Origin of the sequence: Roseococcus suduntuyensis, from assembly GCF_014196305.1 — a bacterium.
GTDB lineage: Bacteria > Pseudomonadota > Alphaproteobacteria > Acetobacterales > Acetobacteraceae > Roseococcus > Roseococcus suduntuyensis.
Map to the genome: position 1 here is coordinate 1,238,062 of NZ_JACIDJ010000001.1, position 12,152 is coordinate 1,250,213.

Annotated in this window: 11 protein-coding genes; 5 read left to right on the forward strand and 6 right to left on the reverse strand. The window is 71.9% G+C overall.

The annotated features are described in order from the left end of the window. From ccoP to ccoN, 4 genes are read right to left on the reverse strand one after another with little or no spacing between them, the layout of a single operon-like run. Positions 1–870, reverse strand: a complete 870-nt coding sequence (gene ccoP, locus GGQ83_RS05840; protein ID WP_184382760.1) for a cytochrome-c oxidase, cbb3-type subunit III — start codon at positions 868–870, stop codon at positions 1–3. A gap of 4 nt (positions 871–874) precedes the next feature. Then, positions 875–1,030: a cbb3-type cytochrome c oxidase subunit 3 gene (locus GGQ83_RS05845; protein ID WP_184382762.1), complete on the reverse strand. Its 156-nt coding sequence runs from the start codon at positions 1,028–1,030 to the stop codon at positions 875–877. Positions 1,031–1,043: 13 nt separating this feature from the next. Beyond that, a complete protein-coding gene (ccoO, locus tag GGQ83_RS05850) occupies positions 1,044–1,775 on the reverse strand; it encodes a cytochrome-c oxidase, cbb3-type subunit II (RefSeq protein ID WP_184382763.1) in 732 nt (243 codons plus the stop codon). A gap of 12 nt (positions 1,776–1,787) precedes the next feature. Further along, positions 1,788–3,224 carry a cytochrome-c oxidase, cbb3-type subunit I gene (ccoN, locus tag GGQ83_RS05855; RefSeq protein ID WP_207018071.1) on the reverse strand — a complete coding sequence of 479 codons (1,437 nt, stop codon included), beginning with the start codon at positions 3,222–3,224 and terminating at the stop codon, positions 1,788–1,790. 251 nt (positions 3,225–3,475) lie between these two features. On the opposite strand from ccoN, the gene GGQ83_RS05860 reads away from it, so the two are divergent. Continuing rightward, complete coding sequence (locus GGQ83_RS05860) at positions 3,476–4,261, forward strand: DUF2189 domain-containing protein (protein WP_184382767.1); 786 nt, start codon at positions 3,476–3,478, stop codon at positions 4,259–4,261. 65 nt (positions 4,262–4,326) lie between these two features. On the opposite strand, the gene GGQ83_RS05865 is transcribed toward GGQ83_RS05860, so the two are convergent. Together GGQ83_RS05865 and GGQ83_RS05870 are read right to left on the reverse strand one after the other, a co-directional pair. Next, complete coding sequence (locus GGQ83_RS05865) at positions 4,327–5,499, reverse strand: sodium/glutamate symporter (RefSeq protein WP_184382769.1); 1,173 nt, start codon at positions 5,497–5,499, stop codon at positions 4,327–4,329. An 82-nt stretch (positions 5,500–5,581) separates the two neighbouring features. Next, entirely contained in the window at positions 5,582–6,397 is an 816-nt protein-coding gene (locus GGQ83_RS05870) for an N-acetylmuramoyl-L-alanine amidase family protein (protein WP_242534996.1), read from the reverse strand. 653 nt (positions 6,398–7,050) lie between these two features. Between GGQ83_RS05870 and GGQ83_RS05875 the strand changes: the two genes are divergently transcribed. The 4 genes from GGQ83_RS05875 (at position 7,051) to GGQ83_RS05890 (ending at position 12,124) form a co-directional block, all read left to right on the forward strand. Then, a complete protein-coding gene (locus GGQ83_RS05875) occupies positions 7,051–10,020 on the forward strand; it encodes an Rne/Rng family ribonuclease (protein WP_242534995.1) in 2,970 nt (989 codons plus the stop codon). Further along, positions 10,017–10,805 carry an enoyl-CoA hydratase/isomerase family protein gene (locus GGQ83_RS05880; RefSeq protein WP_184382772.1) on the forward strand — a complete coding sequence of 263 codons (789 nt, stop codon included), beginning with the start codon at positions 10,017–10,019 and terminating at the stop codon, positions 10,803–10,805. Before GGQ83_RS05875 ends, GGQ83_RS05880 begins: the two co-directional genes overlap by 4 nt. A 108-nt stretch (positions 10,806–10,913) precedes the next feature. Then, positions 10,914–11,483, forward strand: a complete 570-nt coding sequence (locus GGQ83_RS05885) for a sigma-70 family RNA polymerase sigma factor (protein WP_184382774.1) — start codon at positions 10,914–10,916, stop codon at positions 11,481–11,483. Then, positions 11,480–12,124, forward strand: a complete 645-nt coding sequence (locus GGQ83_RS05890; RefSeq protein ID WP_184382776.1) for an NrsF family protein — start codon at positions 11,480–11,482, stop codon at positions 12,122–12,124. The genes GGQ83_RS05885 and GGQ83_RS05890 overlap by 4 nt, the downstream gene beginning before the upstream one ends. The last annotated feature ends 28 nt before the right edge of the window (positions 12,125–12,152 follow it).

Genomic DNA, 12,152 nt, shown 5'->3' on the forward strand with positions numbered 1-12,152 from the left:
TCACTCACCCCCGCCGAGGGCATGCACATAGACGGTGATCATGTTGATCATCGCGGGGTCGAGCCGACCGCGCCACGCCGGCATGACGCCCGCGCGGCTGTAGGCGATGGAGCGCACCACGCTCGCGCGGTCCCCGCCATAGAGCCAGATCTGGTCGTTCAGCCGCGGCGCGCCCATGTCGCGGTTGCCCTCGCCGCCATCGCCGTGGCAGCTCGCGCAATTCTCGGCATAGAGCTCCCGCCCGCGTTCGACGGCGGCGGGTTCGACGTTGCGGCCCGAAAGGCTCAGCACGAAGTCCGCCGTGTCATTGACCTGCGCCTGGGTCAGCATGCCGGTGGTGAGGAAGGCGGGCATGGCGATGCCCCGTTCCTCATCGCTCTCGCCCGCGCGCACGCCGTGGCTGATGGTGGTGTGGATGGCCTCGAAGCTGCCGCCCCACAGCCAGTCATCATCGGCGAGGCTGGGGAAGCCGCCCGTCGCACCCTGGCCGCCCGCGCCATGGCAGCCGGCGCAGTTGTTGGCGAAGCCCACGCGGCCACCGGCGAGCGCGAAGCCGCGCAGCTCGGGGTCGGCCGCGATCTGCTCGGCGCTCACTTCGCGCAGCCGGGCCAGCATGGGCGCCTGGCGGGCGCGTTCGGCGTCCATCTGCGCGGGCAGGGCGCCGCGCGCGGTCCAGCCCGTCAGCCCCGTCCAGCCCTGCACGGGGATGGCCGGATAGAGCACCACCCAGACCGCCGCGAAGACGATGGTGGCGTAGAAGGTGTAGAGCCACCACTTCGGCAGCGGCGTGTTCAGCTCCTTCAGCCCGTCCCACTCGTGGCCGGTGGTCTCCTGGCCGGTGATGCTGTCCTTTTCGATCTTGGTCGGCATCGGTTCAGCCTTTCCCGCCGTCGCGGAAGATCATCTCGCCATGCCGCTTCCAGTCCTTGCGGCGCGAGGGTTTGAGGGTCCAGATCAGGATTCCGCCGAAGAGGACGAAGAACCACACGACCCAGAGGGTGGAGAACAGGGGTTGCAACTCGACGAGCATGGGGGCCGCTCCTCTACTGCTGGCGCAGCTGCTCGGGCGTCACGTCGCGGAAGTCCACGAGCGTGCCGAGCATCTGCATGTAGGCGACCAGCGCATCCATCTCGGTCACCACGCCGGGGTTGCCGTCGAAGGCCGCCTGGCGGGCGCGGGCGTAGCGGGACTGGAAGCCCGCGGGGTCGCGGTCCGGGCGCGCCTGGGTCTCGAGGTCGGCGCGCGCGTTCGCGATCATCTCCGGCGTGTAGGGCACGCCGAGGGTGGCCTGGGCCTGCAGGTGCCGCTGGATGTTGCGCGTGTCGAGCGGCCGGTCGAGGAAGGCGTAGGGCGGCATGATGCTCTCGGGCACCAGCGCGCGCGGATCACGCAGATGCGCCGCCTGCCAGTCATCCGAATAGCGGCCGCCCACGCGCGCGAGGTCGGGCCCCGTGCGCTTCGATCCCCACTGGAAGGGCCGATCATACATGCTCTCGGCCGCCAGGCTGTAGTGGCCATAGCGTTCGGCCTCGTCGCGGAAGGGGCGGATCATCTGGCTGTGGCAGGCGTAGCAGCCCTCGCGCACATAGATGTTGCGGCCCATCAGTTCGAGCGGCGTGTAGGGGCGGATGCCCGCCACGCGCTCGATCGTGGTCTCCACCGTGAAGAGCGGCACGATCTGCGCGAGCCCGCCGATCGAGACGGTGATGAGAGTGAGCACGCCGAGCAGGAGGATGTTCCGCTCGATCATGCCATGGCTGAATTTCTTGAGCATGTCGGGTTCCCCTTACTCGGCGGCCACGGCGCGGGCGGGGGCGAGGTCGCGCTCCGCCTCGTGCGCCTCGGCCACGGTGATGGTCTTGTAGAAATTCCACGCCATGAGCAGCGCGCCGGTCAGGTAGAGCACGCCACCCAGCACGCGGATCACGTAGTAGGGGTGCATGGCGGCGACGGTCTCGACGAAGCTGTATTGCAGGAAGCCCAGCTCGTCATAGGCGCGCCACATGAGGCCCTGCATGATGCCCGAGACCCACATCGCGGTGATGTAGAGAACGATGCCCAGCGTGGCCAACCAGAAGTGCCACTCGATCAGTCGGGTGCTGTACATCTTCGCGCGCGACCACAGCGCCGGCACCAGCCAGTAGAGCGCGCCGAAGGTGATCAGCCCGTTCCAGCCCAGCGCGCCCGAATGCACGTGCCCGATGGTCCAGTCGGTGTAGTGCGACAGGCTGTTCACCGCGCGGATGGACATGACCGGGCCTTCGAAGGTGGACATGCCGTAGAAGGCGACGGCGGTGACGGAGAAGCGCAGGCCGGGGTCCGTGCGGAGTTTGTCCCACGCGCCCGACAGCGTCATGATCCCGTTGATCATCCCGCCCCAGGACGGCATCCACAGCATCACCGAGAACACCATGCCGAGCGTCTGCGCCCAGTCGGGCAGGGCGGTGTAGTGCAGGTGGTGCGGGCCGGCCCAGATGTAGAGGAAGATGATGGACCAGAAGTGCACGATGGACAGCCGGTAGCTGTAGATCGGCCGGTTCGCCTGCTTCGGGATGAAGTAGTACATCATGCCGAGGAAGCCCGCGGTCAGGAAGAAGCCCACCGCGTTGTGGCCATACCACCACTGGATCATCGCCCCCTGCACGCCGGCGGGTGCCGAGTAGGAGAAGCCGCTGCCCCAATGGATGGGCAGGGAGATGTTGTTGCCGATGTGCAGCATCGCCACCGTGATGATGAAGGCGAGCAGGAACCAGTTGGCCACGTAGATGTGCGGCTCCTCGCGCTTCACCAGCGTGCCGCCGAAGCCCACCAGGTAGGTGACCCAGAGCACGGTCAGGAAGATGTCGATGAACCACTCGGGCTCGGCGTATTCCTTGCCCTGGCTGTAGCCGAGCACGTAGCTGAGTGCGGCCGAGACAATGAAGAACTGGTAGCCCCAGAAGATGAACCAGCCCATCTCCTCGCCGCCGAACAGCCGTGCGCGGCAGGTGCGCTGCACGATGTAGAGGCTGGTGCCGATCAGCGCGCAGCCGCCGAAGGCGAAGATCACCGCGCTGGTATGGACCGGCCGCAGCCGGCCGAAATGCGTCCATTCCAGGTCGAGGTTCAGCAGCGGCCAGGCGAGCTGGGACGCGATGACCACGCCCACCAGGAAGCCCACGATGCCCCAGAACATGGTGGCGATGGCAAAGGCGCGGATGGGGCCGTCCACGTAGTCGGGCATGGGTCTCGGGGCCGACATGGCCCCTGGTTGCGTGGCGCTCAGCGTGGCCATCCTTGCTGTCCTTCCTCATCAGGCGGCGCGTCTCGGCCGCCGGGGCGATGGAGGCGCGCGGCCACCGGGCCGGGCTTTTCTCCATGGGTCCGGAAACAAGCATCCCACTCCGTCAACGTCCTTGATTTGGATCAACCGCATGGTGCGATGCGGCGATGCTATAAGCGGGGCGCAAGCCGAGCAGCGCAGGGCCACCCGACATGAGCACCGAGACCACCGCCGTAGTGACGCCGATCACTGGCCGCATCCGACGCATCGCGACCGACCGCCCCTGGACCTGGCTGACGCTGGGCTGGCGCGACATGATGGCGAACAAGGCCATCAGCCTCGCCTATGGTGCGGTGCTGACGCTGGCGGGCTGGGTGCTGGCCCTGCTGCTGTTCGAGATGGGCACGGCCTGGGCCATCCTGCCCGCCACGGCCGGCTTCTTCATCATGGCGCCGATCCTGGCCGCCGGCCTTTATGAGGTGAGCCGCCGGCGCGAGGCGGGCGAGGCGGTCACGCTGGCCGAGGCCGTCGCGGGCTTCCGCCGCAACCCCACGCAGATCGCGATGATGGGGGTGACGCTGCTGGTGCTGCACCTGTTCTGGACGCGCATCGCGGGGCTGCTCTTCGCGCTGTTCTTCGGCATCAACTTCGCCCCCAGCCTGGGGCAGCTGCCGCTGGCCATGCTGCAGAGCGAGCAATTGCTGCCCTTCCTGGTGGTGGGCACGGGCTTCGGCTTCGTGCTGGCCTCGGTCACCTTCGCGGTGGCCGCCATCTCCATCCCCATGCTGCTGGACAAGCCGGAGGTGAGCTTCCTGGAGGCCGCCACCGTCTCCATCCAGGCGGTGATGGAGAACTGGCGGGCCATGGCGCTCTGGGCGGGCTTGATCGTGGTGTTCACCGGGCTGGCGCTGGTGCCCTTCTTCCTGGGCCTCGTCATCGTGATGCCGTTGATCGGGCACGCCACCTGGCACGCCTACAAGGATCTGGTTGCGCGGTAGGAGCTGTTCAGGCGGCCCCGCTTCACGTCCTCGGTGAGGCCACCGGGGACGATCAGGCGCCGGCGCTACCTGGCGAACAGGGGCAGCATCAGGATCAGGGTCAGCAGCAGGGCGTTCGCCAGGGTGACGAACAGCCCCGCCGTGAGCGAGACGATCAGGATGGCGCGCGGCATGGGGCCGTGATGGTTCTCCATCTCGCGCATGGTGGCCACGGCGGTGGCGGTGGAGCCGATGGCGAAGCCGAAAAAGCCCGCGGCGCAGACCGCGGCCTCGGCGTCGCGGCCCATCACCCGGAACACCATCCAGCGGGCAAAGAGCGCGGTGGCCAGCGTCTGCGCCGCCAGCAGCAGCAGCAGCGGGCCGGCCAGCGCCACCAGCTCCCACAGGCGCAGCGCCGCCATGGCCAGGGCCAGGAACAGCGCCAGCGTGATGCCGGACAGCGCCTCCAGCGCGGGCGGTGGCGGCGGTTGGCGCAGTGGCGCCAGGATGAGGTTCCGCAACAGCACGCCCGCCAGCAGCGCCCAGAGGAAATCGGGCAGCGTCACGGGCCAGGTCCGGGCCAGGGGCACCATCGCCATGGCCGCCGCCACGCAGAGCAGCACCAGGGCAAGGGTGGGCGCCAGCGCGGCCTCGTCCGGACGGCGCGGCGGGGGCGGGGGCGAATCGGCGCCGGCTGTTCCACGCGCGCCGCCCAGCCCGCGCGCCACCGGCCCCGCCAGCAGCCCGCCGATGACGATGCCCAGCGTGGACGCCGCCACCGCCAGTTCCAGCGCCGCCGGCACGCCATACTCCCCCGCGAAGAGCCCCCCGAAGGCCGCCCCCGTGCCATGCCCGCCCACCAGCGTGACCGAGCCCGCCAGCAGCCCGATCAAGGGGTCGAGCCCCAGCGCAACCGCCAGCCCCACCCCCAGCGCGTTCTGCGCCAGGATCAGCCCCACCGTCAGCAGGGCGAAGCGGGCCAGCAGCGCGCCGCCTTGCAGCAATTGCCGCAGGTCCGCCGAGAGGCCCACGGTGGCGAAGAAGGCCAGCAGCATGGGCTCGCGGATGGCGGCGCTGGTCTCGGGCACGGGCGCGTCCGCCAGGTGCAGCAGCGCCACGCCCAGCGCCCAGGCGGTGCCGCCCGAGACGGGTTCGGGGATGTGCCAGCGCGTCAGTGCCGGAAAGCCCCGGTGCAATGCCCGGCCGAGCAGAATGACCAGGGCGGCCACCGCCAGGCTGCCCACCGCGTCCAGCGCCATGAATGTCCCCAACCACCGAGAGCGACTGATGGACCGCTCCGGCGATTCCGCCCGCGCGGATCAGGCGCCATGGGGGCGAAGGCTACACCGGGGCGGCCAGCGTCTCCACACCCGCCACCCGCGGCCCCGCGAGATAGCGGTTCACCGCACCGGCCAGGGCGCGGGCCAGGCGCACCCGGTGCGCGGGGGTGTTCAGCAGCGCCTCGTCGCGCGGGTGGGACAGGAAGCCGCCCTCGACCAGCACGGCCGGCACGTCGGGCGCCTTCAGCACCACGAAGCCCGCGCGGCGGTGCGGCTGGTTCAGCAGTTGGAAATCGCCTTCCAGCGCGTTCACCGCCAGCCGGGCGACGCGGGTGGAGGCGGCATGCGTCTCCTGCCGCATGAGGCTGAGCAGGATGCGCTGCACCTCGGGCGAGACGGAGGGCAGGCGCAGCCCGCCGGCGCGGTCGGCCAGGTTCTCGCGCCGGGCGAGTGCGGCGGCCAGCGCGTCCGAGGCATCCTCCGAAAGCGTGTAGACCGAGGCGCCGCGCAGCCCCGAGGCCTGGCCCGGCGGGGCGGCATCGGCATGCAGCGAGACCAGCAGCGCGGCCTCCTGGTCGCGGGCCACCTGCACGCGGCGGCCGAGCGGCACGAAGACATCGCGCCCGCGCGTCAGCACCACCCGGCAGCGCCCGCCGGCCAGAAGCTGGCGGCGCAGTTCGATGGCCAGCGCCAGCGTGATGCGTTTTTCCTGGGTGCCCCCGGGGCCGATGGCCCCCGGATCGGCCCCGCCATGGCCCGGATCGAGCACCACCACGGGCAGCCTGGCGGCCGGGCGGCGCTGGGCCGCGGCGGGCGAGGCGCTCCATGCCAACCCCGCCATCGCGGCGAGCCAGGCCCGCCGATGCATGTCATTCATATGGTCGCGCCCCCCAGCGCGGCGGCGCGACCCCCCGATCGCGCCAGAGGGCAGTCTAGCCTGAAGCGGCCTCGGAATCCACCTTTGGCTGCCTTCGCGCCGGGCAAACCGCCCGTTGGCTGGGCAGGGGCCGGGGAAAACCTGGGCGCGATGGCAATGGGCGCCTTGTGGGACAGGGACGCGGCGCGTAAGGTGAGCCGCCCCAGCGATAGGTGTTGCGGGCGGAACGGGGCAGGCGGCAGACGCGCCACCCCCGTCGCGGCCTGGTCCGATGCCCCCTCCCGGAAGGGAGACCGGCGGCGCCATCCCTGACAAGGGGGGCGGGCCGGGCAGGCATCCACCACAATCCGTGACCTGTTCCGCCGGTCTCATCCGCGGTGCATGAGCCCTGCCGCCCGCGGCGGGGCCTGCCGCACTATCGCCCGCCCGTGTCGGGCGCACATGAGTGGGGGTGCAGCCATTGGGCCTGCCAGCCCGCCGCGCGCGCAGCGCCGGCAATGTCACCGGCAGGCCCCCGAGCGAGGAAAGACGCCCGATGTCCCCGACATCGCCGGATGGCCGATCCCGCACGGAATCCGTCCCTTCCTTCCCATTGCGCGCCCTCCCTGCCCTGGCCTTGCGCCCGGCGGGCCTGCGCGCGGAGTTTTTCCCGCATGACCAAGCGCATGTTGATCGACGCCGCCCACCCGGAAGAGACCCGGGTGGTCGTCATGGATGGCCACCGCGTTGACGAGTTCGACCTGGAGGCCGCCAATCGCCTCCCGCTGAAGGGCAATATCTACCTGGCCCGGGTGGTCCGGGTCGAACCCAGCCTGCAGGCCGCCTTCGTCGAATATGGCGGCAACCGCCACGGCTTCCTCGCCTTCGGCGAGATCCACCCCGACTACTACCAGATCCCCGTCGCCGACCGGCAGAAGCTGATCGAGGCGCAGGAAGCCGAGGCCCGCGAGGAGGCCGAGGCCGAGGCCCGCGAGGAAGAGCGCCGCGTCCAAAGGGAGACCCAGCGCGAGGCGCAAAAGGAATCCCAGAAGGAAGGCCAGCGCGCCGCCGCCAAGGCCATGGCCGAGCAGCGCCGCGCCGCCGCCCAGGCCATCCTGGACGCGACGCCGGGCTCGGAAGCGCCCGCCGAGGACCTGCCCGAGGGCGAGGTGGCCGAGGCCCTGGCCGCCGAACTCGCCGCCGAGGACGCCGCCCGCGCCCGCGAAGCCGAGGAGGCCGCCGGCGAGGAAACCCTGCCCGACGACGTGGTGGCCGAGGCCGGCGCCGATGAGGGCGAGGGCGAGGACGGCCAGGAGGAGGGCGAGGAGCCCTCCGGCCGCGTGGAAATCCTGCCCCCCTCCGACAGCCCGCGCCCCGAGACCATCGGCGTGAACGAAGGCGACGCCGAGGGCGATGCGGAGGCCGAGGCCGAGGAACAGGCGCGCGAGCGCCGCTCCTCCCCCCGCTTCCTGCGGAACTACAAGATCCAGGAGGTCATCCGTCGCCGCCAGATCCTGCTGATCCAGGTGGTGAAGGAGGAGCGCGGGTCGAAGGGCGCGGCGCTCACCACCTACATTTCGCTGGCCGGGCGTTTCTCCGTGCTGATGCCCAATTCCCCACGCGGCGGCGGCGTGTCGCGCAAGATCACCTCGGCCGCCGACCGGCGCCGCCTGCGCGAGGTGATCGAGGAGCTGGAGATGCCCAAGGGCATGTCGCTCATCGTCCGCACCGCGGGCGCGCAGCGGCCCAAGCCCGAAATCCGGCGCGACTGCGAATACCTGCTGCGCCTGTGGGACGGCATCCGCGAACGCACGCTGGCCAGCACCGCGCCCGCGCTGATCTATGAGGAAGCGGACCTCATCAAGCGCTCCATCCGCGACGGCTATGCCCGCGACATGGACGAGATCTTCGTCGAGGGCGACGACGCCTACGCCCAGGCGCGCGAGTTCATGGGCATGCTGATGCCCGAGCACCTGGGCAAGATCAAAGCCTATCGCGACGGCGCGGTGCCGTTGTTCTCGCGCTTCCAGGCCGAGGCGCAGCTCGATGCCATGCACGACCCGAACGTGCAGCTGAAGTCGGGCGGCTACATCGTCATCAACCAGACCGAGGCGCTGGTGGCGATCGACGTGAACTCCGGCCGCTCCACGCGCGAGCGCAACATCGAGGACACGGCGCTCAAGACGAACATCGAGGCGGCGGAGGAGATCGCGCGGCAGCTGCGCCTGCGCGACCTCGCCGGGCTGATCGTGATCGACTTCATCGACATGGACAGCAACCGTGCCAATGCGCTGGTCGAGAAGAAGCTGAAGGACGCGCTGCGCCATGACCGCGCGCGCATCCAGGTGGGCCGCATCAGCCATTTCGGGCTGATGGAGATGTCGCGGCAGCGGCTGCGGCCCTCGCTGGCCGAGACCACCTTCATCACCTGCCCGCATTGCCAGGGCCGCGGCGTGGTCCGCAACATCGAGAGCGCCGCGCTGGCCGCGCTGCGCGCCGTCGAGGAAGAGTGCGCCAAGCGCCGCGCCGCCGAGATCACGGTGCGGGTGACCAGCGCCGTGGCGCTCTACCTTCTGAACCGCAAGCGCGACCGCCTGGCCGATATCGAGGCGCGCTGGGGTGTCACCGTGCTGTTCGAGCCCGACGACACGCTGATGGGCGCCGAGACGCGCATCGAGCGCAGCAAGGCCCCGCCGCCGCCGCCGGCCGAGGAGCGGCCCAGCGCGCTGCGGATGGATTTCGCGCCCCAGCCCGAGGACGCCGAGGAAGAGGCCGAGGAGGCCGAGGCCGAAGCACCGGCCGAAGCCGCCACCACGTCCGCCAATGGCGAGGAGAACGGCCGCCGCCGCCGTCGCCGCCGTGGCCGTGGTCGCCGCGAGAATGGCGATGCGGGGTCGGCCTCCGACGGGAGCCCGGAAGGTGAGGGCGAGGCGGATAGCGAGGGCGAGGCCCCCGAGGCCAAGGCGGCCCCCGAGGCGTCGGACGCCGAGGCCAGGCCCGACGAACCCTCCGCCGAGGGTGAGGACGAAGCCAACCGCCGCCGTCGCGGCCGTCGCGGCGGTCGCCGCCGGCGCGAGGGCGAGGCGCCTGAGGGTGGCACCCCCGCCCCCGCCACGCGCGAGGCCAAGAGCTACGAAGGCCCCACCCCGGCCGACCCCTTTGCGGGCACCTCGGACGGGCTGATGGCGGCGATGGAAGCGGCCGAAGCCGCGGCCGAGGCGGCACTGGCCGCATCGCGGGCTCCCCGGGCTCGCCCCGCGTCGGCGCCCGAGCCCTCGGCGGCGCCCGAGCCCATGGCGGAGCCAGCGCCCACGGCGGAGCCAGCGCCCATGGCGGAGCCGGCACCCACGGCGGAGCCAGCAGCGGTGACGCTGATGGTCGAGGCGGAAGCCGTCGCCGCCGCTGAGGTTGCGCCTGTCGAGGCGGCGCCCGAAACGGCGCCGGTGACCGAGGCCGTGCCGGTGGCGGAGGCGCCGGTCGTGGAAGCGCCCACCGCCGAGCCGGCCCCGACGTCCGAACCCGCAGCCCCCGAACCCACGGCGGCGGAGCCCGCTGGACCCGTGATCGGCCCCGCCATCACGCCCAAGCCCGTCGAGGAAGTGGCCGCTGCCGCCCCGCGCCGTGGCGGCTGGTGGAAGAAATGAGCGCGCCGCCCGTCCTGGTCTCGCGCCAGGGGCCGGTCGTGCATGTCACGCTCAACCGGCCTGAGCGGCGCAACGCCATCGGCGGCGGGATGGGCGAGGCGCTGGACGAGGTGATCGCCTCCCTCGCCACCGACCGTGACGCGCGCGCCGTGGTGCTGCGTGGCGCGGGCGGGCATTTCTGCGCCGGGCTCGACCTGTCCGAGGTCGGGCAGGGCAGCCCGGAGGAACGGCTGGCCGGTGGTCAGGCGCGCAACCGCGCCATCGGCGAGCGTTTCCGCAAGCTGTCCGCCCTGCCGCAGGTCGTGATCGCGGCGGTGGAGGGCGCGGCCCATGCCGGCGGCCTCGGCTTCGTCTGCGCCGCCGACCTCGCCTTCGGCACGGCGGATGCGCGCTTCGCGGCGCCCGAGGTGCGGCGCGGCCTGGTGCCCGCGCAAATCCTGCCCTGGCTGGTGCGCCGCATGGGCCGCAGCCAGGCCACGCGACTGGTGCTGGAAGGCCGGGTGGTGGATGCGCCCGCCGCCTTCCGCATGGGGCTGCTGCACGAGGTGGTGGCGGACCGCGCGGCTCTCGATGCCCTGCTGGCCGAGGTGCTGGCCGCCCTGCGCGAGGGCGCACCTGGCGCCCTGGCCGAGACCAAGGGGCTGCTGGCGGCACTCGGCCCCATCTCGCCGGAGGGCTATGCCGAGGCGGGTGTGGCCGCCTTCGCCCGCACCGCCGCCGGTCCCGAGGCCGAGGAGGGCATCGCCGCCTTCCGCGAGAAGCGCCGCCCCGCCTGGGCGGGCTGAGTTTTCCCGCGGCCGGGCGTAACCCCGGCCGCGCGCGCGGCGAAAACATGGCGTGAACGCCGCGAAACCGGGCTAGGCTCCATGTCCCATGCCCAACCTCTCTGTCTGATGCTGGCCCCCGGTCAGGTGGCGCGCGATGCGCGTGACCTCCGCTGGTCCGCCCTCATGGCCGCGGCCCAGGAGGGGGATGGGGCGGCCTATGCCACGCTGCTGGCCGAATGCCTGCCATTGCTGCGCGCCATCTGCCGCGCCCGGCTGCGCGACGCGACCGAGGCCGAGGACGCCGTGCAGGACACGCTGCTGACCCTGCACCGCGTGCGCCACACCTATGACCCCGCGCGCCCCTTCCGCCCCTGGGTGGCCGCCCTCGCGGAGCGCCGGGCGCTCGACCGGGCGCGCCGGCGCGGCCGTCAGGTGGCGCGCGAGACCCTGCTGGACGACGCGGCCGAGCTGGGCGCCGAGGGCGAGGCCGAGGAACGCCTGGCCGCCCGCCAGCTGCGCGAGGCGGTGGGCGGGCTGCCCGCTTCCCAGCGCACCGCCCTGCAACTGACGAAGATCGAGCAGCTTTCCCTCCAGGAAGCGAGCGCGCGTTCGGGCATGAGCATCGGCGCGCTGAAGGTCGCGACCCACCGCGCTCTGCACAGCCTGCGGCGCCGGCTCACCGGCGGTGCGCCATGAGGACCGAGGAGATGATCGCCCGGCTGGCCTGCGGCCTGCGGCCGGTGCGCCGGATGCCCTCGCCCCTGGTGCTGCTGGCGCTGTGGACGCTGCTGGCCGCCGCGGTCATCGGCCTCGCGGCCCTGATCTTCGGCACGCGGGCGGGGCTCGACCGCCCGATGACCGGCTTCGAGAGGATGCACAGCCTGGCCGCGCTGCTCACCGCGCTGCTTGCGGGCCTGGCGGCCTTCGAGCTTTCCCTGCCCGACCGCGACCGGCGCTGGGCCTGGCTGCCCCTGCCGGCCATCGGGCTGTGGCTGGGCACCATGGGCGTGGGCTGCGTGGGGGAGCTGGTGCGGGTGGGTCTCGACGGCATCCGCTTCCACGTCAGCTGGCCCTGCCTGCAATTCATCATCGGCATGGGGCTGCCGATGGCCGGGCTGATGCTGTGGTTGACACGGCACGCGGCCTGGATCAGGCCGGGGCCGGTGGCGGCGTTCAGTGCCCTGTCCGCCGCCGCCTTCGCCAGCATCGGCCTGACCCTGGTGCACCCCACCTTCGGCCCGCTGATGGTGCTGGCCTGGCACGGGGTGGCGGTGCTGGCGGTGACGGGGCTGGCGGCGCTGTTCGGCCCGCGCCTCGCCTGGCGCGTTCCGGCGTAACCTTCCGCCCCGGCCGCGCGTAACGGCC